This is a genomic window from Actinoplanes sp. NPDC049598 (genome assembly GCF_040675435.1).
GTDB lineage: Bacteria > Actinomycetota > Actinomycetes > Mycobacteriales > Micromonosporaceae > Actinoplanes.
The window spans coordinates 367,175-390,529 of the sequence record NZ_JBFAOX010000001.1 but is presented as its reverse complement, the minus strand read 5'-3'; the positions used below and the strand labels follow the sequence as shown (position 1 = coordinate 390,529).

The 23,355-nt window shown below is 71.6% G+C and carries 18 protein-coding genes; 9 read left to right on the top strand and 9 right to left on the bottom strand.

Going from position 1 to position 23,355, the window contains the following annotated elements:
- Nucleotides 1–32 precede the first annotated feature (32 nt).
- The 3 genes from AB0J66_RS01930 to AB0J66_RS01920 all read left to right on the top strand — a co-directional run bounded on the left by AB0J66_RS01930 (nucleotide 33) and on the right by AB0J66_RS01920 (nucleotide 3,682).
- Nucleotides 33–1,598 carry a GGDEF domain-containing protein gene (locus AB0J66_RS01930; protein WP_364654848.1) on the top strand — a complete coding sequence of 522 codons (1,566 nt, stop codon included), beginning with the start codon at nucleotides 33–35 and terminating at the stop codon, nucleotides 1,596–1,598.
- Between the two features lie 171 nt (nucleotides 1,599–1,769).
- Entirely contained in the window at nucleotides 1,770–2,972 is a 1,203-nt protein-coding gene (locus AB0J66_RS01925) for a hypothetical protein (protein ID WP_364654847.1), read from the top strand.
- An 83-nt stretch (nucleotides 2,973–3,055) separates the two neighbouring features.
- Nucleotides 3,056–3,682 (top strand): maleylpyruvate isomerase N-terminal domain-containing protein, encoded by a 627-nt coding sequence (locus tag AB0J66_RS01920; protein WP_364654845.1) that lies wholly within the window; start codon nucleotides 3,056–3,058, stop codon nucleotides 3,680–3,682.
- A 4-nt stretch (nucleotides 3,683–3,686) separates the two neighbouring features.
- Here the strand turns inward: AB0J66_RS01920 and AB0J66_RS01915 are convergent, their stop codons facing one another.
- Nucleotides 3,687–5,687, bottom strand: a complete 2,001-nt coding sequence (locus AB0J66_RS01915; protein WP_364654844.1) for a serine/threonine-protein kinase — start codon at nucleotides 5,685–5,687, stop codon at nucleotides 3,687–3,689.
- A gap of 136 nt (nucleotides 5,688–5,823) precedes the next feature.
- Nucleotides 5,824–7,206, bottom strand: coding sequence for a cation:dicarboxylase symporter family transporter (locus AB0J66_RS01910; protein ID WP_364654842.1), 1,383 nt, complete (start codon nucleotides 7,204–7,206; stop codon nucleotides 5,824–5,826).
- A gap of 80 nt (nucleotides 7,207–7,286) precedes the next feature.
- Between AB0J66_RS01910 and AB0J66_RS01905 the strand changes: the two genes are divergently transcribed.
- From AB0J66_RS01905 to AB0J66_RS01895, 3 genes are read left to right on the top strand one after another with little or no spacing between them, the layout of a single operon-like run.
- Nucleotides 7,287–8,798: a sensor histidine kinase gene (locus AB0J66_RS01905; RefSeq protein WP_364654840.1), complete on the top strand. Its 1,512-nt coding sequence runs from the start codon at nucleotides 7,287–7,289 to the stop codon at nucleotides 8,796–8,798.
- Nucleotides 8,795–9,508: a response regulator gene (locus AB0J66_RS01900; RefSeq protein WP_364654839.1), complete on the top strand. Its 714-nt coding sequence runs from the start codon at nucleotides 8,795–8,797 to the stop codon at nucleotides 9,506–9,508. The genes AB0J66_RS01905 and AB0J66_RS01900 overlap by 4 nt, the downstream gene beginning before the upstream one ends.
- 9 nt (nucleotides 9,509–9,517) lie before the next feature.
- Complete coding sequence (locus tag AB0J66_RS01895; RefSeq protein ID WP_364654837.1) at nucleotides 9,518–10,417, top strand: hypothetical protein; 900 nt, start codon at nucleotides 9,518–9,520, stop codon at nucleotides 10,415–10,417.
- A gap of 352 nt (nucleotides 10,418–10,769) precedes the next feature.
- Here AB0J66_RS01895 and AB0J66_RS01890 read toward each other — a convergent pair whose 3' ends face one another.
- Nucleotides 10,770–11,297, bottom strand: coding sequence for a hypothetical protein (locus AB0J66_RS01890; RefSeq protein ID WP_364654836.1), 528 nt, complete (start codon nucleotides 11,295–11,297; stop codon nucleotides 10,770–10,772).
- A 66-nt stretch (nucleotides 11,298–11,363) separates the two neighbouring features.
- Nucleotides 11,364–12,305: a LysR family transcriptional regulator gene (locus AB0J66_RS01885; protein WP_364654835.1), complete on the bottom strand. Its 942-nt coding sequence runs from the start codon at nucleotides 12,303–12,305 to the stop codon at nucleotides 11,364–11,366.
- 111 nt (nucleotides 12,306–12,416) lie between these two features.
- Here AB0J66_RS01885 and AB0J66_RS01880 point away from each other — a divergent pair, with 111 nt between their 5' ends.
- Both AB0J66_RS01880 and AB0J66_RS01875 read left to right on the top strand, forming a co-directional pair.
- Nucleotides 12,417–13,625, top strand: a complete 1,209-nt coding sequence (locus tag AB0J66_RS01880; protein WP_364654833.1) for a TDT family transporter — start codon at nucleotides 12,417–12,419, stop codon at nucleotides 13,623–13,625.
- A 726-nt stretch (nucleotides 13,626–14,351) separates the two neighbouring features.
- Nucleotides 14,352–15,242, top strand: a complete 891-nt coding sequence (locus tag AB0J66_RS01875; protein WP_364654832.1) for a DUF2510 domain-containing protein — start codon at nucleotides 14,352–14,354, stop codon at nucleotides 15,240–15,242.
- A 288-nt stretch (nucleotides 15,243–15,530) separates the two neighbouring features.
- Here AB0J66_RS01875 and AB0J66_RS01870 read toward each other — a convergent pair whose 3' ends face one another.
- Genes AB0J66_RS01870 through AB0J66_RS01850 form a run of 5 tightly spaced genes read right to left on the bottom strand, consistent with a single transcriptional unit; the run spans nucleotide 15,531 to nucleotide 22,546 of the window.
- Nucleotides 15,531–18,299, bottom strand: a complete 2,769-nt coding sequence (locus AB0J66_RS01870) for a DUF5682 family protein (RefSeq protein WP_364654830.1) — start codon at nucleotides 18,297–18,299, stop codon at nucleotides 15,531–15,533.
- Nucleotides 18,296–19,408 (bottom strand): AAA family ATPase, encoded by a 1,113-nt coding sequence (locus AB0J66_RS01865; RefSeq protein WP_364654829.1) that lies wholly within the window; start codon nucleotides 19,406–19,408, stop codon nucleotides 18,296–18,298. The genes AB0J66_RS01870 and AB0J66_RS01865 overlap by 4 nt, the downstream gene beginning before the upstream one ends.
- Nucleotides 19,409–19,419: 11 nt before the next feature.
- Entirely contained in the window at nucleotides 19,420–20,718 is a 1,299-nt protein-coding gene (locus AB0J66_RS01860; protein WP_364654828.1) for a VWA domain-containing protein, read from the bottom strand.
- Entirely contained in the window at nucleotides 20,715–22,043 is a 1,329-nt protein-coding gene (locus AB0J66_RS01855) for a hypothetical protein (RefSeq protein ID WP_364654827.1), read from the bottom strand. Before AB0J66_RS01855 ends, AB0J66_RS01860 begins: the two co-directional genes overlap by 4 nt.
- A complete protein-coding gene (locus tag AB0J66_RS01850; RefSeq protein WP_364654826.1) occupies nucleotides 22,043–22,546 on the bottom strand; it encodes a hypothetical protein in 504 nt (167 codons plus the stop codon). The genes AB0J66_RS01855 and AB0J66_RS01850 overlap by 1 nt, the downstream gene beginning before the upstream one ends.
- Nucleotides 22,547–22,684: 138 nt before the next feature.
- Here AB0J66_RS01850 and AB0J66_RS01845 point away from each other — a divergent pair, with 138 nt between their 5' ends.
- Complete coding sequence (locus tag AB0J66_RS01845; protein WP_364654825.1) at nucleotides 22,685–23,329, top strand: hypothetical protein; 645 nt, start codon at nucleotides 22,685–22,687, stop codon at nucleotides 23,327–23,329.
- Nucleotides 23,330–23,355: the final 26 nt, after the last annotated feature.

Below are 23,355 nucleotides of genomic sequence, written 5' to 3'. Positions count from 1 at the left end.
CGGTTGCCGATTAACTCCGTCAGGGAGGGCCGATGGACGACGTCACACGAGAGGCCATGCGCCTGCTCGAGGAGGCGCAGGCGGGCGGCGCGCACGAGGCGCTGGAACGCGCCGGTGCGCTGCTGCTCGAGGTCGGCGACCGGGCCTGCCTGCACTTCGTACGGGCCGTGTCGCTGGACGTGCTGGGCGACCAGGCCTCCGCCGAGCAGGCGCTCGAGGACATGCTGGTGGCCGCCGAACGCGAGGACAGCCCGGGCTGGCGGGCCTGCGCCCTCGGCACCCGCGCCTCCCAGCGGGCCCGGCTCGGCGAGACCCACGCCGTCGAGTACGACCTCGACAGCGTCATGCGCGACCTGGTCGCCGCCGAGACGTACGCGGTCACCGAGACCGAGCCGGTGGCGGCCGTCCACGCCCGGGTGGCCATCGCGTTCGCCCTGATGGAACTGCGCCTGTACGAGCTGGTCGGCCCGCACTACGAGGCCGCGTACGACATCTGCTCCACCGACGAGAGCCAGAGCGGCAAGCGCTCCATGTGGCTGATCAACCTGGCCGAGCTGCACCTGCACTGGGCCCTCGAGCTGTACCAGGTCGGCCAGACCGACCAGGCCGAGATCCACACGGCCCAGGCCGAGGGGTACGCCGTGCAGGCCGCGGCCGAGGTCAGCGGGCCGTCGGCCGATGTGTGGCGCAGCTACGCCCTGCTCGCCGCGGCCTGCGCCAAGGCCGACCGGCACGACCCCGCCACCGCCGCCGTCGAGATCGACCACCATCAAAAGCGACTGCAGGGGTACGGAATGAGCCCGCTCGTCGTCGCGTTCTGCGAGCCCTTCCACGCCGTGGCGCTGCGCCGCACCGGGCGCCTCGACGAGGCCCTGGACGTGATCGGGCGGGCCGTCGCCGCCGTGCCGCCGGACGCCGGCGTGCTGATCACCTCGGCCACCCACCACACCCACGCGCTGATGCTGGCCGCCCACGGCTCGGCCGACGCCAAGGCCGCCCTCGCCTACGGCGCCACCCTGGCCGCCGCCCTGTGGCAGCAACGCCAGCGCACCCTGCACTCGTTCACCACGATGAAGTCGCTCGACTCGCTGCGCCGCAGCCACGAACAGGCGGCCCGGGCGGCCGGCCTGGACGCGCTGACCGGCATCGCCAACCGGCGCGCCTTCGACGAGACGGTCCGGCGCACCCAGGACGGCGACGTGGCGGTCCTGGTCATCGACACCGACAAGTTCAAGCAGATCAACGACACGGCCGGGCACGAGGCGGGCGACGCGGCGCTGCGGGCGATCGCCACGACCCTGACCGCCAACGTCCGCGACCAGGACTTCGTGGCCCGCCTCGGCGGCGACGAGTTCGCGGTTCTGCTGCCCGGTCTGGACACCTCCACGGCGTACGAAATGGGTCTGAGAATGGTGCACGCGGTGCGCGCGCTGCCCGATTGCCCGGCCACATTGAGCATCGGGGTGGCCGGTGGGCCGGCCCGCGACCTGCTGCAGATCGTGCGACTGGCCGACGCCGCCATGTACCGCGCGAAAAGGCGCGGCGGGGACGACGTGGAGGAATGCGGGGCGTTCGTGGAGCAGCTGCCGGCGGCCTGAAGAGCCCGGATACCCCCGATTAACGGGGAGTAACCTGTCAATTCCTGGTTTTACCAATGGTGTCACCGGCCCCAGGAAAAACTTACGCCTAATCCGTTCGAGCGCCGTAATTCAATGCGCCGACTATGTTGAGCTGACCGGGTCGAAAACAAATACCCGGGAGGAAAAGAAATGCGTAACACAAGCCGCCGCCTGGCCCTGGCCGGCATGGGCCTGTTCACCGGTGCGGCCATGGCGCTGGGCCCCGCGCAGGGCGCACTCGCCAACGAGCCCGACGACCCGACAGCCAGCGCGGCCGGCGCCTACGCCCCGCCTCCCGAACATCGGAGCGGCCTCTCCGGCATCGTGATCGCCATTTTCACCCTCGACGGCCTGCCCGGCCTCGACAGCTTCGCCGGCTGGCCGTCGGCCCTGGGCGGCGGCGCCCCCTGGTCGGGCGCGCAGGCCGGCCAGCCCGGCGGACCGCAGGCGGGTGCGACCGCCTCGGGCGCGAACACCGCCGGCACGGCGACCACCGGCGCGGGCACGACCGGCGCGGCCACCGACACGACGGGCTCGACCGGCGCCGCCACCGACACGGGTGCCACGGGGACCACGGACGCCACGGGGGCGGCCACCGACACCACCGGCGCGACCGGTGGAGCCACCGACACCACCGGCGCTACGGGCGCGACCGACACCACGGGTGCGACCGGCGCGACCGACACTACGGGTGCGACCGGCGCGGCCACCGACACGGGCGCGGCCGCAGCCACCGACGCTACGGACGCAGCTGACGCGACCGCGACCACGGGCGCGACCGGCGCGACTGGCGCCACCGACACCACCGGCACGACCGGCGCAGCCACCGACACCACGGGCGCCACCGACGCTACCGGTACCACTGGCGCGACCGGTGCCACCGAAGCGACCGGCGCCGCCGACACCACCGGCGCCGCCGACACCACCGGGGCCACCGACGCCACTGGTGCTGCCGACGCTACTGGCGCGACCGGCGCGACCACTGGGGCGACCGCGGCCACGGACGCTGCCGGCGCGACCACCGACACCACCGGCGCGACCGCGGCCACCGACACCACCGGCGCGACCGCGGCCACCGACGCTACCGGTGCGACCGACACGACCGGCGCCACCGACGCCACTGGCGCGACCACCGACACCACCGGCGCCGCCACCGAGGCCGCCGCTGGTGCCGGCACCGATGAGACGGCTGCCACCGCGCCCGCCGCCACCGACGCCACCGCGACGGAGACCGGCGCCGGGGCCACCATCGGCGACGAGGCCACCGCCGCCGCGGTGACGGCCGGCGGCACGGATTCGGCGACCGTCGAGACGGCCGCCGCGACCGTCGAGGCCGCCCCGCCGGCCGCCTGACGCAGCAGCATCCCGGTACCGACCCGCCGCCCACTCCGGGCGGCGGGTCATCGCTGTGACCGCGGTCTCAGTAGAGTCCAGACATGACCATCGATGATCGGCTGACCACGCTGGACGCGCTCTGGTCGGCCTGGGCGGCGACCGGGCGCGCCATGGACGACGCCGACTGGGACCGGCCCACCCGCCTCGACGACTGGACCGTGCGGCATCTATGGGCGCATGCCGCGCAGTGGCCGTTCGGCTTCGCCGTGCTGGTGGAGCGCGGCGTGACCGACTCCCCGCCCACCCACGCCTCCGCCGCGGCGCTGATGGCCGAGTTCAACGCCCCCGACGGCGTGGCCAACACGATGCGCAGCCACGTCGCCAAGGCGGGCCGCGAGGATTCCGCGAAGTACACGGTGGAGCAGATGGTCTCCCAGTTCGCCGCCATCGGCCCGGCCGCGATCGAGGCCGCCCGCAAGCTCGGCCCGGTCCATATCAGCTACTTCGGCCGGGCCGTGATGCCGCTCGACGAGATCGTCAGCATCGGCATCCTCGAGACCACGGTGCACCTGCTCGACGTACAGCGTGCTCTTGATCTGGAGCCGGACGTCCCCGCCGAGAGCTTGGAGCACTCGGCGGGTGTCCTGGCCCAGATCGCGCCCCCGATCGACTTCATCGAGGCCGCCACCGGCCGGGCCTCGACCGACCTGTTCCCCGTGCTGTCCTGATCGGTCAGCCGCAGTGCGTCGGCTTGCTCTCGTAGGAGAAGTCGTCGATCGAGCCGCCCCAGATGATGCAGGTCTTGTCGGCCGCGGCCTTGACCGGGCCGGCGTAGTAGTCGACCTCGCCGCCCTGGGAGTCGCGGTTCTTGCCCTGCACCTCGAGGAAGGCCGAGGCGTCGGCCTTCTCGGCCAGATCGCTGCTGCGCAGCGTGACGACGCAGTTCTTGCCCTCGTCGCCCTGGAGCAGGTAGACCCGGCCGACCGTGCCGGCGTTGCCGCTCAGGGTGGCGGTGTCGATGATCTGGTAGCCGTCGCCGCAGAGCTGGGGCGCGGTGAACGGGTTGGTGCCGCCGTTGGCCGGGGTCTCGTCCTCGGCCGGCTCGGTCTCGTCCTCGGCCGGCTCGGTGGTCGGGTCGGCCGGTTTGGTGGTCTTCGTCTTGGTCGGCTTGGGTTTCTTGGACGGCTTGGTGGCCTCTTCCTCGGCCGGGGCGCCGGTGGGGCCGGGGCTGGGGTCGAGGGCGCCGGCCGCCGTGTCCTGGCCGGTGGGATCGGGGGTGCCCGAGCCCTGGTTGACGATCGCGAAGGTCACCGCGACCACGCCGAGCACGACGGCGGCGATGGCGAGCGCGATGACCGTGGTGCGCTTCTTGGTCGCCGGCGCCGAGCCGCTGCCGCCACTGCTGCCGCCGCTGCCACCGCCCTCGTAGCCGCCCGTGACAACGGACGCGGGCGGGCGGTTGCCGTAGCCGCCGCCGGAGACGGAGGCCGAGCCGTAGCTTCCGCTGGCCCCTGACCCCGAGCCGTAGCTGCCGCCGGCTCCCGACGCTGAGCCGTAAGAAGGCGGCGAGACGGAGGCAGCACCGGCGGCGAAGCCGGACGACGGGACCGACGCGCTGCCGGACGGATAGGAGGAGCCACCCGACGGATACGGAGCGGTGCCACCCGGGTACTGGGCGGTGCCACCCGGATACTGCCCGGTCCCGGACGGATAGGGCGCGGTCCCACCCACAGCGGCCGCCCCCGCCGGGCGCGCGCCATATCCGGTTTGCGAGCGACCGGGGGGATACGACCCGGTTCCAGGGTTACGTCCAGTCGGCGGGTACCCGCCGGAAGCGGCCCCCGCCGGCGGAAAGGCGCCCGAGTTCCCCGGCCCACCCGGACGCTGCTGAGGAGCCGGAGCCCCCGGCCGCCCCGCCCCCCGAGCAGCCTGGGCCATCGCGGCCGCGCTCGGGAACCGGTGCTGCGGGTTCTTGGCCAGCGCCCGGGTGACCAGCGCGGCCACCGCCGGCGGCACGTCCGGCGGCAGCGGCGGCAGCTCGCCGTAGACGAGCTGGGCCAGCACCTGCAGCGGGTTCTCCCCGACATACGGCGGGCGCCCGGTCAGGCAGCAATAAGCGACCGCGCCCAGCGCGTACACGTCGGTCAGCCCGGAGACGGGGTGCCCCTCGGCCTGCTCCGGCGCCATGTAATTGGCCGAACCCAGCACCACGTTGGTGCTGGTGATGCCGGTCACCTGGGTCGAGCGGGCCACGCCGAAGTCGACCAGCACGAGGGCGCCGTTGGGCCGGACCAGGAGGTTCGCCGGTTTCACGTCCCGGTGGACGATGCCCGCGTCGTGGGCGACCTGCAGCGCGTCGGCCACCTGGGCCACGATCCGCATGGTCTCGGCCGGGCTGAGCCGCCCGGCCTGCTGGATCTGCTTGGCCAGCGGCGTGCCCTCGATGAACTCCATGACCATGTAGTCCATGCGGCCGCCGCCGACGGTGGCGTTCTCGCCGTAGTCGTAGACCTGCACGATGCCGGGGTGGCGCAGCGCCGCCATCATCCGGGCCTCGGAGCGGAACCGGGTCAGGAACTCCGGGTCGGCCATCAGCCCGGGCAGCACGACCTTGACCGCGATGGCGCGATGCAGCATGAGGTCGGTCCCGCGCCAGACCTCACCCATGCCTCCGGCGGCGATGCGTTCGGTCAGTTCGTAGCGCTCGCTGAGCAAGGTCCCCGGGGAAAGCACCCGATCATGCTACTCAGCCCTTTCCAGCCAACCCCAAAGGCCATAGACCAGGGTGTACGCCGACACGACCGACCCGCCGGCGCGGGGCGGCCCGGCCTCCGGGGGCGGGAGGCCGGGCCGCCGAGCAAGGCGGCGCTCAGGCCTTCGGCACGGAAGGCGGAGCGGCCGACGCGGCCGCCGCACCCGCCGGCACGGCTTCCTGGGGCGGCCCGTCGTCGAGCATCGTGGCCTCGTCGAACGGGTCCCGCCCGGCCAGCACGGCGGAGGTCTTCTCCCGGTCGATCTCCCCGGTCCAGGTGCCGATGAGCACGGTCGCCACCGCGTTCCCGGCGAAGTTGGTCAGGGCCCGCGCCTCCGACATGAACCGGTCGATTCCGACGATCAGGCCCACCCCGTCGACCAGGTCCGGCCGATGGCTCTGCAGCCCACCCGCCAGCGTGGCCAGCCCGGCCCCGGTGATGCCGGCCGCCCCCTTGGACGCGATGATCATGAAGACCAGCAGCGAGATCTGCTCACCCACGGACAGCGGGTCGCCCATCGCCTCGGCGATGAACAGCGACGCCATCGTCAGATAGATCGCCGTGCCGTCCAGGTTGAACGAGTACCCGGTCGGCACCGTGATGCCGACGACCGGCTTGCTCACACCCAGGTGCTCCATCTTGGCGATCAGCCGCGGCAGCGCCGACTCCGACGACGAGGTCGACAGGATCAGCAGGAACTCGCGCCCGAGGTACTTGAGCAGCGAGAAGATGTTCACCTTGGCGAAGGTCCACAGGATCAGCGCGAGCACCACGAAGACGAAGATCGCGCAGGTGACGTAGAACCCGAGCATGATCTGGGCCAGGCTCTTCAGCGCGTCCACGCCGGTCGCGCCGACCACCGCCGCCATCGCGCCGAAGGCGCCGATCGGGGCCAGCCACATGATCATGGCGAGGATCTTGAAGACGAGCCGCTGGATCACCTCGATGGCCCGCAGCACCGGCTCGCCGCGGGGGCCGAGCGCCTGCACGGCAAAGCCGACCAGCAGCGCCACGAGCAGTGTCTGCAGCACCTCACCCTGGGTCAGCGACGAGAGCAGGCTGGTCGGGATGATGCCGAGGACGAAGTCGTCCAGGCCCTCCTTGGGCGCGTCCCCGGCCGCCTTCTGACCGGCCTCGGCCAGCGACGCGTCCAGGTGCAGCCCGGCCCCGGGGTGGATGATGTTGCCCACGACCAGGCCGATGGCGAGCGCGACGGTCGACATGAGCAGGAAGTATCCGAGGGCCAGACCGCCGACCCGGCCCACCTTGGCCGCCTGCCGGATCGAGCCCACGCCCAGCACGATGGTGCAGAAGATGACCGGCGCGATCATCATCTTGATCAGGTTCACGAAGGCGGTGCCGACCGGTTTGAGCTCGACCGCGAAGTCGGGCGCGAGCAGACCGACGGCGATGCCGGCCACGACGGCGACGATCACCGCCACATACAGATAGTGCGTTTGGTCCCGTCTGACCCGCGGGGTAGGGCTCTCGGTTGCCATGCCAGAGAATGTGGCCCGCGTCTCACCCCGGGGGCATCATTGCGTTCATTCTGTTTACCGCCGAGTTCCAGGACCGCAACATGCCGATAGCAAAGCGGTGGAGCATCGCCCGCCAGTTGTTCGTGCTGCAGGTGCTGGTCGTGACCACCCTGGTCGCGATCGGCACGGCCGGCACCGTGCTCATCGTGCTCGACGACGCCGAGCAGGCCGCCATCGACGACGTCACCGACATCGCCGAGACGGTGGCCCGCTCCCCCATGGTCATCGAGGCCGTACAGCGTCCGAACCCGACGGTGGTCCTGCAGCCGTACACCGAGAGCGTCCGCACCGCGACCGACACCAACTTCATCGTCATCATGGCGCCCGACCGGACCCGCTACACGCACACCACCCCTTCGCTGATCGGCCGGCCCTTCATCGGGTCGATCGACGGCGCCCTGGCCGGCGGCACGGTCGTCGAGACCAGCGTCGGCACCCTCGGCGAGTCGGTCCGCACCGTCGTCCCGGTCAAAGACGACAACCAGAAGGTGGTCGCCCTGGTCTCGGTCGGCATCACCACCAAGGCTTTGGATCAGAAGCTGCTGGCCCGTACGCCCGCGGTGGCCGTCCCGACCGCATTGGCGCTTCTCCTCGCCGCGGCCGGAAGCTGGCTGCTCAGCCGCCGCCTGCGCCGGCAGACACACGGCCTGGGCCCGGCCGAGATGACCCGGATGTACGAGTACCACGACGCCGTGCTCCACTCCGTACGCGAGGGGCTCGTGGTGGCCGACCGGGGAGGGCGCGTGACGCTGATCAACGACGAGGGGCGGCGCCTGCTCGGCGACGACCTTCCGGCGGAGGTACGCGACCTGATCGCCGCCCGGACCGCGGTGGCCGACGCGCCCGTGCTCGCCGGCGACCGCGTCCTGGTGGCCAACCAGCGCGTCATCCAGTCGGAGGGGCAGACCATCGGCACCGTACTGACCCTGCGCGACCACACCGAGCTGCGTGCGCTGACGGGCGAGCTGGATTCCGTACGCGGCCTGACCGAAGCCCTCCAAGCGCAAGCCCACGAGGCGGCCAATCGGCTGCACACCGTTCTCACCCTGATCGAGCTCGGGCGTACGGCCGAGGCAGTTGACCTGGCCACGGCGGAGCTGGCGGTGGCCCAGCAGCTGACCGACCGCGTGGTCGGCTCGCTCGACGAGCCCGCGCTGGCGGCGTTGTTGCTAGGCAAATCGGCCCAGGCCGGCGAGCGCGGGGTGGAGCTGGCCGTCGACGAACAGTCGCGGATCGAGGGCAGCCGGCTGCCCAGCCGCGACCTGCTGACCGTGGTCGGCAACCTGGTCGACAACGCGCTGGAGGCGGTCGCCGGCACCGATCCACCCCGCAAAGTGACCGTGCTCGTGACCGATCTCGACGGCGCGGTCGTGGTCCGGGTCAGCGACAGCGGGCCCGGCATCCCGGCCGGTGCGTTCGAACGGGGCTGGTCGACCAAGGCGCAGGGGCGCGGCATCGGCCTGTCGCTTGTCCGCCAGGTGACCGAGCGGCACGGCGGCGCCATCGAGGTGGACGGCGCGACCATCACCGTGCGCCTCCCGGTGGCGCCGTGACTGCCATCCGGGTCCTCGTGGTGGAGGACGAGCCGCTGATCGCGGAGGCGCACGCCGCGTACGTCCAGAGGATCGACGGTTTTGACGTTGCCGGTGTCGCGCCGACCGGGCAGCGGGCGATGGCCGTGCTGCGATCAGTTCCGGTCGACCTGATCCTGCTCGATCTGCACCTGCCCGACATGTTCGGCCTCGATCTGTGCCGGTCCCTGCGCGGCGCCGGCATCGGCACCGACGTGCTGGTGGTGACCTCCGCCCGCGATCTGGCGGTGGTGCGCTCGGCCGTCTCCCTCGGCGTGACGCACTACCTGCTCAAGCCGTTCACCTACGCCGCGTTCCGGGAGAAACTGCTGGCGTACGCCCGTTATCGCAGCCAGGTGCAGGGAACGTCCCCGGTCGCGGCCCAGCACGAGATCGACCGCGCCCTGGCCTCCCTGCATGGCCCGTCCCCGGCCGGCCTGCCCAAGGGCCTCGACCAGGGCACCCTCGACCTCGTCCTGGGTGTGCTGCGCGCGGCCGACCACACCACCGGCCTCTCTGCGGCCGAGGTGGCAGCCCGGATGGGCGCCTCCCGGGTGACCGCCCGCCGCTACCTGGAACACCTGGCCGAAACCGGTCAGGTCGCCCGCAGCCCCCGCTACGGCGGCCCGGGTCGCCCCGAGGTGGAGTACAAGTTTCCCGAACCGCCTGCGCGGCGGCCGGGCCCGGGGTGACGGTGGGTCATGACCACGGACACGCAGGCCCGGCTGCTGAGCGGGGAGCACCTGCACCGCTCCATCACCGACGGCGGCCAGCCGGTGTACTGGAAGGTCGTGGTCAGCCCGGCCGACGGCGTGATCGAACGGCGGATCTTCCACGGCCGCGACAAGCACGACCTGCCCGAGTGGCCGACCGGCACGGCCGAGCTCGACTGGGAGCCCGAGTCGGTGATCTGGCCCGCCTGGTCCCCCAGCCCCGACGTCGACGGCGAGCGCCGTCCCACGCCGCTGGCCGAGGCCGGCGAGCACTGGAGCCGCCTCGGCGACCGGCTCCGCGAGTCGGCCAAGTGGATGTCGACCGTCGCCGGCGCCGCCCTGGCCCTGCTGCTGGGCACCTCCCCGCTGGGCGACCTGGGCCAGGCCAGGTTCACCTGGCCGGCCGCCCTGTGCGGCGTGGCCGGCCTGATCCTGATGTCAGCGACCCTGCTTCTACTGCTCTGGGTGCTGCGCCCGAGCGCGGTGTCGTTCGCCCAGGTCCAGAACGCCGCCGGCCGCCACAACCCCTTGGTCAGCTGGCGTTGCACGGTCGAACGCCAGCAGGACCTCTACCTGCCCTGCGGCGTCAACACCCTCCGCGGCCTGCGCCACGCCATCATCGTCGAGGGCGCCACCCTGGAGGCCCTGGCCTGCGCCATCCAGCGCGGCGCCACCGCCGGCGCCCCCACCCACAAGATCCTCCTCAAGGCGTGCGAGGCCCGCGTAGCCCGCCTCCGCGATCTCAAGGGCGCCGTAGCCGAGGTGGCAGCCATCGGCGAGTTCTACCGCCTCCGGCGCCGCAGCGCCCTCGCCACCACCATCGGCGTGGTCTGCGCCGCCATCGGCCTCTGCTTCGTCATCGCCGCCCTGGCCATGGTCCACAACTGACTTCCAGGTTGTCTGATCAGCGGGGCACCGCTCGCTCTCCGCCGACGGCAAGGCGACGTACTGGTACGTCGTGGTCACGCCCGCGGACGGCGTCGTCAGCCGGGACATCCGCTTCGGCCCCACCAAGAAGAAGGAAGATCTCCAACCGTGGCCCGAGGACGATCCCGACTGGGAGCCCGAGGACGCGATCTGGCCCACCTGGTCACCGAGCCCCGACGCGAACAGCAAACACCGCGCCACCCCGCTGGCCGAGGCGTGGGAACACTGGGACCGGCTCGGCGAGCGCCTGCGCGAGTCGGCCAAGTGGATGTCCACGGTCCTCGGCGCGGCCCTGGCCCTGCTGCTCGGCACCTCACCGTTGGGCGATCTGGGCCAGGCCTCGTTCAGCTGGCCGGCGGGCCTGCTCGGCGCTCTCGGCCTCGTACTTCTGTCGATCACCCTGCTCTTGCTCCTCTGGGTGCTGCAGCCCAGCGCTGTGTCCTTCGCGGATGTGCAGGACGCTCGCCCCGGGCGGGTCAGGTACTGGAAGAACCCGCTGCACGACTGGCGTGAAACGGTCCAATTGCAGCAAGACCTCTACCTTCCGTGCGGAGTGAACACCTTGAAAGGGCTCCGCACGGCCATCCTCGTCGAGGAGGCCACCCTGGAGGCGCTGTCGTGCGCCATTCAGCGCGCCCAGCAGTCCGCACTTCCCGAACACGTGAGCCTCGTCGATGCTTGCGAGAAGCGGGTCGGCCGCCTCCTCCACCTCAAGGCCGCCGTCGCCCAGGTCGCCGCCATCGGCGAGTTCTACCGCCTCCGCCAGCGCGCCAACCTGGCCTCCGTGGCCGGCGTCATCTGCCCTTACTGGCCCGCCCCGCTCGCCCGCGGGCATCTTCACGCGGGCATCTTCACGCGGGCATCTTCACGCGGGCATCTTCACGCGGGCATCTTCACGCGGGCATCTTCACGCGGGCGTCGACGGCGATTCTTGTGGGAGGGCGCCGATGTGGGCCAGGAGGGCGCGGACGCCGCCGGCGGGTGGGGTTCGGGGGCCCTGCCAGATGGCTCGGAGGGGACGGTGCAGGGCGAGGCCGTTCACCGGGATGTGGCGGAGGCGACCGGCACGGAGGTCGTCGGCCACGGCCAGGCGGCTCAGCGCGGCAGGCCCGGCGCCGGCCAGGACGGCCGCCCGCACGGCGGCGGAGGTGGAGAGCTCCAAGGCCGGGTGGGCGGGGTGGTAGTCCTTCCCGAGGGCCTTGGTCAGGGCCGCGGTCAGGAAGTCGCGGGTGCCGGAGCCGGCCTCCCGGGTGACCAGAGGCGTCTCCCCCAGCTCGGCGGCGTCGATGCCGTCGGGCCGGCGGGCCCAGCGGTGCGTGGGCGGGACGACGAGGACCAGGTCGTCATGGGCGACCACCCGGCTGCGCAGCCCTCTCGGGGTGGTCGGCCCCTCGACGAATCCGAGGTCGGCCGAGCCGGAACGAACCTGTTCGATCACAGTGTCGCTGTTGGTGGCGGTGAGCACGACCTGGACAGGGGTCTCGCTCCGGCGCTCGGCGTCGGCTTGCAGGCTGACGAGCCAGCTCGGCAGCAGCTGCTCGGCCACCGTAAGGCTGGCGCTGACCCGAATCCGGCTCCGGTTGTCCTCCCGCAGCGACCCCAACCCGGTGTCGATCTCGTGGGCAAGCGTCAGTAGCCGATCAGCCCACTGCGCCACCACCACCCCCGCCGGCGTCAGCTCGGCCCCTCGCGTCGTCCGGGTCGCCAGCCGGATCCCGGTCTGCCCCTCCAACGCCGCCAGCCGCGCCGACACCGCCTGCTGGGAGACCCCCACTTCCCGCGCCGCCGCGCTCAGACTCCCGGTTCGAGCCACCGCGAGAAACACTTCGAGAGCCGCCAGATCAGGCATACGCGCACTGAGCACCACAACGTCAGATAGTAACCCCCTACAACTTCGTCTTGTGACCCCACAAGATCAGCCCACCTACCGCCCACCCACAACCCCGGCGACCGTAGAGCCATGACCGTCCCGACCACCACAGCACCCCCGGCGGCCGCCGCCACCACGAGCGCCCCCACCGCAACTCCGGCCACCACGAGCGCCCCCACCGCAACGCGGAACACGGCGAGTGGTCTCATCGCGAGCGGGCCACTCGGGGTGCTGGTGGCGAACTTCGGGCCGAACTGGTTCGCGTCGGTGATGGGGACCGGGATCGTGGCGACGGCGGCCGTGTCCCTGCCGGTGCATCTGCCAGGGCTGCGGCTGCTCGGGGTGGCCTCCTGGGCGCTGGCGGTCGTCTTGTTGATCGCCGTCTCGGTGGCGACGGTGCTGCACTGGCGACGCCACCCCCGGACCGCGCGGCGGCACCACCTCGACCCCGTCATGGCCCACTTCTACGGCGCACCCCCGATGGCGCTCATGACCGTAGGCGCCGCCACCTTGCTGGCCGGCCGCGACGTGATCGGCGAGACGGCCGCCCTCGCCGTGGACTGGACGCTCTGGACCGCAGGCACGATCGGCGGCCTGCTCACCGCCATCGCCATTCCCTACCTTCAGTTCACCCGCCACGACAACACCGAGCGCGCAGCCTTCGGCGGCTGGCTGATGCCCGTGGTCCCGCCGATGGTCTCCGCCTCAACCGGCGCGCTCCTCCTCCCGTACCTCCCCGAAGGCCAACCCCGGCTCACCCTGCTGGTGGCCTGCTACGCCATGTTCGGCCTCAGCCTGATCGCGTCATTCCTGGTGATCCCCCAGATCTGGCAGCGCCTCACCACCGGCGACGTAGGCCCCGCCCGCCTGGTCCCGACCCTCTGGATCGTCCTGGGCCCGCTGGGCCAATCGATCACCGCCGCCAACCTGCTGGGCGGCGTGGCCCACCTGGCCCTGCCCCCGTCCTACGCGGACCCGCTACGCGCCCTGGGCCTCATCTACGGCATACCAGTACTCGGCTTCGCCCTGCTCTGGATCGCCCTGGCCGCGGCCATCACCATCCGCACCGCCCGCAGCCACCTCCCCTTCACCCTGACCTGGTGGTCCTTCACCTTCCCGGTCGGCACCTGCGTGACCGGAACCTCAGCCCTGGCCGCCCACACCGGCTCAACCATGCTCGCCGCAGCCGCCACCGTCCTTTACGCCGCCCTCCTCACCGCCTGGGCCGTCGTCGCCACCCGCACCACCGGAGCCGCCCTCCGCGGAACCCTCGTCCTCCCCTCCCCCGCCCACAGCTGACCCGCCCCTCGGCGGGACACCCGCAGCCCCGCACGACCGCTCTGACGCCGTGGAGGTGCCGGCCCGGTGGCTCTACATCGACTCGGAGCTGGCCAGGGAGGGGGCGTCACGCAAGTGGACTTCAGCACTGACGTTCCCAAAGGTCGCTGGCTGGCGAAGGCCGCCGGATACATCCACCTGATCACCGAGGAACAGCGTCAAGCCCGCTCTCGCCGGTTTGCCGAGGCACCTGCCTCAGGCGAACGGCTCCGCCGGAACCCTCGAGCCGCTGATCGTTGCCGCAGGATGCTTGGAGACGGAGACCGTGAGCTTCTGGTTCCGCAACAACAGCTCGGTCACCGCCACGCCTTGTCAGTCAGCTCCCGCGCCTCAGGTCTGACACAACAACCGGAAGTGATCAACTGATCGGCCGGACACGGCCCGCCGCGAACGTCGACCGCCCGCGAGGGTGCCCTTCGACCGGCCCGACGCGGCGGGTTCGCGAGCGGCGCAGCCTGTCAGTCGACCCTCCCCTCAAAAATGAAGGTCGCGAACCCGTGCGGTGGCCGAATCGGGTGACGACAAGGGATCAGGCTAGTGAACTCTGGCTACTACTCCGGCAGATCGATCCGCTCCCAGCTCGTTGTAGGGGACCCCGCTCCGTCTGGTTTTCGGCGCGACCTCTAAACGACGGCGGGGTCGGACCCGATAGTTGGAGCAACAAACCCCCAGTCATGAAGGTTCCTCATGAGTGATGCTCCGGGCACGACAGCGACACATGGCGACGCCGTCATAGCCGCTTACGCCAATGGTGAAGCCGTGGAATCGATCGCCGCTCGATTCGACCTCACCATGGCCGAAATCGAGTCGCTCATCGCCGACGAGACGGCAATGCTTCCTGCGTCGTCTCTGGCACCGCGACACGCTGCCACCGAGATCAATCAGACGCCGCCGGGCTGGTACGCCGATCCCAGCGACGCTTCCGCAATGCGTTGGTGGGACGGCCGGCAGTGGGCCGACTTCGTCCGACCCACATCCCCTGCCCAGTTACCTTCCCCCACCGCAACGTCGGAATCAACGACCCGTTCGGCAACCACCAAAACGCAACTTAACTTGGTTCCTCCGCCACGGATCTCGGGTTCGCTGCCACTGCTAGGCGAGAAGACCAGGGGCCGTCCCCGTTACCTCCTTGTCAGCCTCTTGGCCACCCTGCTCACCATCGTCGGTGCGGCCGGCTCCTTCGTCTACCGGGAGCATGAGAAGGACGTTGACCGCCCCGCTCGCGCCAAGGCAGCCGCACTCGCAGCCTGCCACCGCACTCTTGGGTACTCCCTGAAGGCCCCCGCAACGGCGCAATACTCGGATGAGACTCTGATGTTCGGCAACAGCAAGCCGGATTCGTTCATGGTTTTCGGAGCCGTCGATGCAGAGAATAGCTACGGCGCCCTCGTACGCAATGGATATATCTGCGGCGGCATCTTGACCGCGGATCAGGAGGACGTCAAGTTTGGCGTCCAAGCGGAGGTCAACGACAAGGCCGCAGCCGAAGGTGTCTGGGACATGCGCGACGAGATGGGCGAATACCAGAACCGCTGGCCGACCTGCGGTCTGAACTATCTTTCAGCCTGCTTCGATTGACAAGCACCTACAGGAGGCACCGGCCGGAGTCGACGTGCAGGCGGACATCGTCGTGGCGCCCTACCGTTGCCCTGAGGTCGATCACCTGTTGGTCGGTGTAGCCCGCCCAGCCCTGCCCGTCTACGCCGACCCTCTACGCGCCCTCGGCTCATCTACGGCACACCTGTCTTCGCCCCGCCCTGGATCGCCCTGGCCGTCGCCGCCACCCGCACCATCGAGCTGCGCTCCGCGGAGCTCTCGTCCTCCCCTCTCCAGCCCACAGCTGACCCACCGCACCGGGTCGCCTGATCACCGCTCGCCGATAAGGGCCTTCACTGCTGTCACCGTCTCCGGAAAGGCGGAGAGCAAAGCCGCCGCGGCAACCGCGGGTGACGGCTCCGCGGGCGGCGACCACTCACCCGGGCAGCCGAGCAACTCGGCGACCGCGTCGGTGGCGCCGGGATGCGCAGCCAGCAAAGCGGCCGCCGGCCCCGCGCCGGACCGGGCAGCTCCCGGCCGTGAGACGGAGGGTTGCGCTTCCCACGGCGGAGTCCACCCGTCGAGCGCCGGCAGGGTGGCCGGGAAGGTGCGGCCCGCCTCCCGGGTCAGCACCGGCACGAGCTCGGCCGCCTGATCCCGCAGCGTGGTGATCAGCGTGGGCAGCCAGGGCAGCAGGATCGGGTCGGGCAGGCGGCCGAAGGCCTTGGACAGGGTTTCGACCACGAACGGCGCCAGGCGCGGCACCGGCTCCAGCGCCTGCACGAAGCCGCTCACGTACTGCGGGACCGTGGGCACCACCAGCGGGTTGCCGAGAAGCTCCGCCACCCGCGTACGAAGCTCGGCCATCGGCAGCGCACCCAGCTGATGCCGCGCCGCCCAGAGCAAGGCGATCTTGGCCGGCGTCTCCGGGTGGGACTGCCGGACCGCGAGCTCGAGCTGCGTCCGGTCGCAGCCGAGCGACAGGGCCAGGCTTTCCATGCCGAACAGGAAGCCGAGCATCGCTCCGACCTGCCGCACACCGGTCTCATCGTCGACGAACGCGGTCGGCAGGAGGGTGCAGTAGTGCGCGTACCCCTCGGTGACGAACCGCTGGCACCAGGGCGGCAGCGCCGGAGCGGTGCTCCGGTAGTGGCCGAGCAGCCGCCGGATGCGGCGCAGCACGACCGGGGCCTCGTCGACCGTGCGCTCGGCCGCGAGCAGCTCGACCGCGCGGGCGCCGAGCTCGTCGGTGAGCCGCGGGCTGGCCAGGAAGAGCAGGGAATCCTCGACCGCCTTGAGCGCGACCGCCGCAGTGGCCGACTGATCCCAGGCGGCCCGGCGCAGGCGCTGCTCCAGCACCTGTTCGACGGTGACGCCCTCGTACCCGAGCTCGATGATCGTGCGCTGGTGCCGGCCGAGGTCGAGATCCCAGCTCTCCTGGAAGTGCTTCTCGCCGAGCCGGCGCGAGCCCATGATCGGCCGGACCGCGTGGTCGGGCAGGAGGTAACGCAGCATCCACAACAGCTGGGAGCAGGCCGCCAGTTCGGGCCGGGCGGTCAGGTCGAGCAGCGCGCGCTTAATCGTGCGCTGCTCGAGGTCGAGCTCGAGCGGGGCCAGCCGGTCGAAGACGTCGCGGGCCAGCGGCGGCAGCGCGTCGTAGCCGACCTGCCCGACCCGGTCGCCGCCGAGCAGGATCTCGCAGAGCCGCCGCACGTCGCGCCGCCCCGGCACGACGTCCTTCTCGATGCAGGTCACGGCGGCGTCGGCGAAGTCGTACGGGGTGGGCCGGGCCCGCCCGCGCATCCCGGCCAGCAGGATGGACGTCTCGAAGACGGCGATCGCGTCGGCCGTGCTGGCGAGGTAGCCGTTGCGGCGGGCGAGCCGCACGATGTCGACGCACCAGTCGCGCAGCTCCGCCTCGTCGAGCCCGTCGAGCACGGGCGGCCCGGAGAGGTAGCCGGTGAGCTGGTCAGCCGGCGGTCTCGCGGCCACCGGCGGCGGGAGCGCCTTGCGGTTCTTCTTGTTGCGCCCGCCTTTCTGCCCCTCCAGCTCGAACGGCGAGAGCCGCGACTTGCTCAGCCCTTTCTGCCACGTCGCGGCCGCGATCGAGACCGAACCGGGAGCGAGCCCGAACTGCGCCTCGATCGCCGAGTGACTGGACGGGATCAGGCCGTAGAGCCACTTCGTCCCGGTCCGCGGGCTGATCGCGAAGCCGGGGGTGCCCGGGGCCGAGCCGACCTCGGGCAGCCGGCTCGCCGCGTGGAAGGCCCCGCAGACGTACAGGCAGTCGGCGGGGTCGGCGCCGGTGGCGGCGAGATGCTCGCGGATGCGGGTCCACATGTACCGCTCGCGATCCTCATCGCTCTCCCAGCGCAGCGTGTCGTGCGGCGCGAGGCGCCGGAACAAACTGCCGATCAAAACCATGACCTGCCTGTACGTGTCGTGATCGGCACCCGCCAGCGGCTGCTCGACGAACTGGTCCCACCACTCCGACCAGTGCCGCACCCGGCCGTGGTGCAGCAGGTGCTCCTCCAGCTCGGCGAAGCGCGGCCGCAGGTCACCGATCTCGACGCCGACCGCGTCGCCGTGCAGATCGTCCTCTTCGGTCGTCGGTTTGGCGGCCTCGGCGTCCGGCGCCCACTGGAAGATGTGATCCGTCGACCGGTCGACCAGCACCAGCTCCACCCCGGGGGTCTCCAGGGCGTACGAGATGGCCTGGTACTCGGCCGAGCTCTCGGTGATCGGCGCGATGACGCTGAGCGGCGCCGACTCCATGGGGAAGCCGTCGAGCTCGGACGCGAAGGCCTGCAGCGCCACCGGCAGCCGGCAGTTGCGCAGCTCGGTCAGCAGCGGCGCCAGGTCCTCGCACAGCTCCAGGTAGATCACCTTGGGCTGTTTCTCGCGTAGCCGGCGCACCATGGCCAGCGCCGAGGCCGGCGAGTGATGGCAGACCGGGAAGATCTCCAGCGGCTCCCGCAGGGCGTGCTCGACGTCGTCGACCATCCCGGCCAGGATCTCCGGCAGGGCGGCCGGGCCGTCGGCCATCGCCTCGGCCGCGCCCAGCAGCTGGGCCCGCAGCGGGTCGAACGGGCCGGTCATGACAGCGTCGCGATCGCCTGGCGGCCGCCCTCGAGGAAGCCGGTCCACTCGCCCCCGGTCTCCTTGCTGCGCGGCTCGATCACCCCGTGCCAGTACTTGTTGAGGATCGCGAGGTCTTCGGGGCTGCGCCGGGCGAGCGAGCCGACCAGCGAGCCGGCGAGCGTCTCGGCGGTCAGCGCCGAGGCGCCGAAGAAGTTGCTGTGCAGGATCGCGTCCTCGAGGACGCCGATCTGCTCGGCCGTGGACAGGGCCGACTCGAGTTTCTCGTCGTCGCTGCCCGCCGAGCCGGCGGCCGCGCGCAGGTCGGCGAAGCTCTGCAGCAGCACGTCGAGCAGGGTCGGCGGCACCTGGAGCTCGATGTTGTGGCGGCGCAGCAACTCCTCCGTACGGAACCGGACGATCTCGGCCTCGCTCTTCTTGTTGGTCACGACCGGGATGCGCACGAAGTTGAAGCGGCGCTTGAGGGCCGAGGAGAGATCGTTGACGCCGCGGTCGCGGCTGTTGGCGGTGGCGATGATCGAGAAGCCGGGCCGGGCGAAGACGATGTTGTCCTCGTCGAGCTCGGGGATCGAGACGTACTTCTCGGACAGGATGGAGATCAGCGCGTCCTGCACGTCGCTGGTCGAGCGGGTCAGCTCCTCGAAGCGGCCGATGACGCCGCCCTCCATCGCGGTCATGATCGGCGACGGGATCATCGAGGCCCGCGACTGGCCCTGGGCGATGACCATCGAGACGTTCCACGAGTACTTGATGTGGTCCTCGGTGGTGCCGGCGGTGCCCTGCACGACCAGGGTGGAGTTGCGGCTGATGGCGGCGGCCAGCAGCTCGGCCAGCCAGCTCTTGCCGGTGCCGGGGTCGCCGATGAGCAGCAGGCCGCGGTCGGAGGCGAGCGTGACGATGGACCGCTCGACGAAACTGCGGTCGCCGTACCATTTCTGGCCGATCTCGCGGTCGAGGCCGTCGGCCCGCTCCGAGCCGAGGATGAACAGGCGCACCATCTTGGGGCTCAGGCGCCAGGAGAACGGTTTGGGCCCGTCGTCGATCGACTCGAGCCAGTCCAGCTCGTCGGCGTACTTGACCTCGGCCGGGGGTCGCAGCATCTCGCTCATGGGGTTTCTCCTTATGCCACGAAGTTCTTGAGCTCGACGACGAGCTTCTGGATCTTTCCGGAGATCACGGGGGTGCCGAGATCTTTGAAGCGCTGCCGGAACCACGGGTTGACGCTCTGGGTGCCGGAGCTGTTGACCGAGCCGACCGGGATGAAGCGCACCCCGGAGCGGTGCACCGCCTCGATGCCCTCGAACAGCGGCCGCGACCGGTCGAACTCGTAGAAGTCGCTGATCCACACCATGACGGTGTTGCGCGGATCGGCGATCTTGGGGCGGGCCATGGCCATCGCGACCGGGCCGTCGTTGCCGCCGCCGAGCTTGGTCCGCAGCAGCACTTCGAACGGGTCGTGCACCCACGGCGTGAGGTCGAGGGCCCGGGTGTCGTACGCGATGAGGTGCACATCGACCTTGGGCAGACCGGCGAAGATCGAGGCCAGGATCGTGCAGTTGACCATGGAGTCGACCATCGAGCCGGACTGGTCGACCACCACGATCATGCGGGCCGGGGTGACCCGTTTGGCGGTCTGCCGGTAGAAGAGCCGGTCGACGTAGAGACGCTCGTCCTCCGGGCTCCAGTTGGGCAGGTTCTTCCAGATCGTCCGGTCGAGGTCGAGGTTGCGGTAGACGCGCTTGGGCGGCACCGACCGGTCGACCGTGCCCGCGCTGGCCTGGGCGACCTGGGTCCGCAGCACGGCCGCGACCTCGTCGACGAACTGGCGGATCAGCCGTTTGGCGTTGGCCAGGGCGACACCGTCCAGGTTGTTCTTGTCGCGCAGCAGCTGCTCGATCAGCGACATGCTGGGTGTCAGCTGCTGGGCCAGGCGCGGGTCGGCCAGCACCTCACGCAGCCGCATCCGCTTGATCAGGTCGCCCTCGAGACCGGCCAGGACCTTCCCCTCGGGGCGGCCGCGCAGCTGCCCCGGCTCGTGCCCGAGCGCCCGCTCGAACCACCCGGCGTCGGCCTGCCACCGCGCGAGCCGGCCCGCGGTGACGTCGCCGTGGCCGGTGTCGAAGACGTTGAGCAACAGCTTCGAGGCGAGCGCGGCCCGGCGTACCTCGCCCTCCCGGTCGTCCGGGCCGGGTGTCATGAGGCCGTCGAGCTCGGCGGCCAGATGAGGGTGGCGCTGCACCAGGTTGTCGACCGAGCTCTCGGGGTCGAGCAGCGCGGCCGGCAGCCCGAGGTCGTCGACGATCGCGACGCTCGCCGCCTCGAGCGTGGGCTGCTCCTCGGGATCGAAGAGACGGGCCAGCAGCCGCCAGTAGAGGACCTGTCGCCTGTTCTCGGCGGTCATCGGCTTCTCCGCGGTCATCGGCGCAGCAGCCTTCCCGCTCGCTCCTGCAGGATCTCGACGGCGCCGCCCGCGGCCGCCTCCGCCTTGGCCGCCTTGGCGTCGGTGGGGCCGAGCGCCCAGTCACCGGTGTGCACGGCGACCTCTTTCTTGCGCACGCTCGCCCGCACCGCGAGCGGCTGGACCACCCACCGGTCGCCGTCGAAGCGCAGCAGCCCCAGGCAGGCCCCGGCCGAGGCGACCAGCTCCGGCGTCAGGGGCCCGGCGGCCGGCAGCCGGGCGGTGTCGACCTCGAAGCCGCCCTCCTCCAGCAGGACCGGCTCGGCGATCGCGGCCGGATGCCGGTCGAGCGGGGCGGTCGAGGAGGCGACCGCCCCGGCCAGCCGGACCCGTGCGGTCGTGAACGGGTCGGCCGGCTCACCCGCCGTCGCCCGCTCCTCCTCCCAGATCAGGTCACCGCCGGCGGTGAGCGTCATGCCCGCCACCTCGACGGAGCGGTGCTCGGCGAGCGCGGCCCGCAGGACCGGGAACGCGCCGAGCAGCCGCCAGGCCGACGGGCCGCTGATGGTGTCGACCTTGGCCGCGGCCACGCTGGTGCGGACCAGCCGGACGCCGTCGCCCGTCTCCAGCAGCGCGTGCACCTGGCAGCGGAACACGGTCGGATGCTCGTGCAGGTCGGCGCCGAGGATCAGCAGCCGGCCGTCGGCGGGCGCGGACGGCTCGGCCGGCAACCCGTCCTGCGAGAGCACCAGGGCCCGGCTCCACAGGTCGGCCCAGCGGCGCACCGGCACCCGGGGCAGGGTGGCGACCGGCGCGGCCGCCCGCAACTCGGCCGAGAAGCCGTCGAGCAGCACGGCCAGCCGCCGCCGGGCGGGCTCGGTCAGCAGGGCCTGCACCGTCTGGGCGCCGCCGGCGGCGAGCTCGTGGTCGACGCCGCGCCAGCCCGCGATCGCCAGCTCGCGCAACCAGGACCGGCTGCCCGCGGTGAGGTGAGTCGGCTCGGCCGTCCCGCCCGGGGCCGGGCGCGGCTCGCGGGTGCGGCCGGCGGCGGCGTCGAACCCGGCGACCAGCGCGTCGTGGGCGGCGCCGAGCAGGGCCACCCGGGCGCCGGCCAGGGCGGCCAGGTGCTCGTCGGTCACCGTCCCGGCGACGATCTTGCCGATGGCGTCGCCGACCCGGCCCGCCGGCGGCGAGCCGTCGAAGGCGGCCGCGACCGCTTCGAGCGCGGCCGCCCGATCGTCGTCGAGCCGGGCCAGGCCGTGCACGAGGGCGTCGTCGAGCCCGTCGACGAGGGCGAGGACCTCGTCGAACCCGGCCGGGCGGGCCCGCAGGACGTCGGCCAGCATCAGCGCACCTCCGGCCCGGCGGCGGGGAACCACTGCAGCTCCGGCAGCGGGTCGGTGCTCGGCGGCACCTCGAGGTAGGCCAGGTGGCGCAGGAAGCCGCTGAACACCTCGGCCGCCCGCTGCGGCGCGCTGACCGGATGCAACACCGGCCACAGGTCGAGCGAGCCCGTGGGCGGCTCGACTTTCAGGTAGCGGGCGACGCGCTCCACGCCGTACTGCGCGACGGCCGCCTCGAGCAGGCCCTTGAGATGATTGCAGGGCCGCGAACCGCCGCCGAGGCCGCCGCACGGTCGGTTGTTGTTGGTGTTGCAGCTCAGGCCGTGCTCGCCCGCGGTGATCGACGAGACGTACACCCGCTCGACGTCCGACCCGCTCGAGACCACTCCCTGCAGCCGGCCCTCGGCCAGCTCCACGAACGGCACCTTGGCCAGCTTGCGCGACCGCACGGGCGCGATGACTGGGGCTGCGCTGCGCCGCTCGTAGGCGACGCCCTCGCTTGTCACAACCGATCCTCCTCACGAACAGGTGCGGTAGTTGTATCGGATGGGTCCGACAAAACTTCGCCACCAGGCTCAACTCGGCCCGCCCGCGGCCGATCCTGGCGAGAACGGCCCCTCCCCCGGGCCGGTTGGAGGTACGCCTTGAGCCTCGCCCGTTACGGCGCCCGCTCGGCCGGGTTCGCCCTGCTCTACCTGCTGGCGCTGTTCGCCGGGCACGCCCTGGACGGCGCGTTCTGGCCCGCCGCGGCCGTGGGAGCGGTCTGGCTGGTCGCCCAGGGCGCGTACGGACCGCGCCGGTTCGACGCCCTCGCGATGCTGGTGCTGGCGGCCCTGGTGCCGGATACGGACACGGTGCTGGCCGGCATGACCCAGGCGGTCCCGCAGGTGCTCCCGGCCGTGCTGTTCGCCTGGCTGCTCGACCGCTGGCTGCCCCTTTACTGGCACGGCGTCCAGGGCTCACTCGGCCGCCTCGCCGGCGCGTCGGCCCTCGCGGGCGTGTCGGGCGCGGTCCTGCAGGGCGTCCTGTTCCCCGCCGACTTCACTTTCGGCACCGCCGGCTGGGCCGTCGTGCGCGACACCCTCACCGTCGCCTTGGTCACGGCCGTCGTCCGAGAGCTCAAGCGGCGGTACGCCCCGGCGCCGCGCATCATCAGCGAGGCGCCCCGGGAGGATCACCGCGAGACGTTGCGCCACCGCCTCGACGAGGTGTTCACGCCGGAGGAGACGCCGTCCCCCGCCGCCAAGCCCGGCAAGCGGTCACGCTCGCACCTGCGGATCGTGAAGTAGCAGCTTGACCCATCGGCGTTTGTCGA

Bases quoted from the DNA above. Each gene is read 5' to 3' on its own strand.
- AB0J66_RS01930 (WP_364654848.1), top strand. From the start codon at position 33: ATGGACGACGTCACACGAGAGGCCATGCGCCTGCTCGAGGAGGCGCAG.
- AB0J66_RS01925 (WP_364654847.1), top strand. From the start codon at position 1,770: ATGCGTAACACAAGCCGCCGCCTGGCCCTGGCCGGCATGGGCCTGTTC.
- AB0J66_RS01920 (WP_364654845.1), top strand. From the start codon at position 3,056: ATGACCATCGATGATCGGCTGACCACGCTGGACGCGCTCTGGTCGGCC.
- AB0J66_RS01910 (WP_364654842.1), bottom strand. From the start codon at position 7,206: ATGGCAACCGAGAGCCCTACCCCGCGGGTCAGACGGGACCAAACGCAC.
- AB0J66_RS01905 (WP_364654840.1), top strand. From the start codon at position 7,287: ATGCCGATAGCAAAGCGGTGGAGCATCGCCCGCCAGTTGTTCGTGCTG.
- AB0J66_RS01895 (WP_364654837.1), top strand. From the start codon at position 9,518: ATGACCACGGACACGCAGGCCCGGCTGCTGAGCGGGGAGCACCTGCAC.
- AB0J66_RS01885 (WP_364654835.1), bottom strand. From the start codon at position 12,305: ATGCCTGATCTGGCGGCTCTCGAAGTGTTTCTCGCGGTGGCTCGAACC.
- AB0J66_RS01880 (WP_364654833.1), top strand. From the start codon at position 12,417: ATGACCGTCCCGACCACCACAGCACCCCCGGCGGCCGCCGCCACCACG.
- AB0J66_RS01875 (WP_364654832.1), top strand. From the start codon at position 14,352: ATGAGTGATGCTCCGGGCACGACAGCGACACATGGCGACGCCGTCATA.
- AB0J66_RS01870 (WP_364654830.1), bottom strand. From the start codon at position 18,299: ATGACCGGCCCGTTCGACCCGCTGCGGGCCCAGCTGCTGGGCGCGGCC.
- AB0J66_RS01865 (WP_364654829.1), bottom strand. From the start codon at position 19,408: ATGAGCGAGATGCTGCGACCCCCGGCCGAGGTCAAGTACGCCGACGAG.
- AB0J66_RS01860 (WP_364654828.1), bottom strand. From the start codon at position 20,718: ATGACCGCGGAGAAGCCGATGACCGCCGAGAACAGGCGACAGGTCCTC.
- AB0J66_RS01855 (WP_364654827.1), bottom strand. From the start codon at position 22,043: ATGCTGGCCGACGTCCTGCGGGCCCGCCCGGCCGGGTTCGACGAGGTC.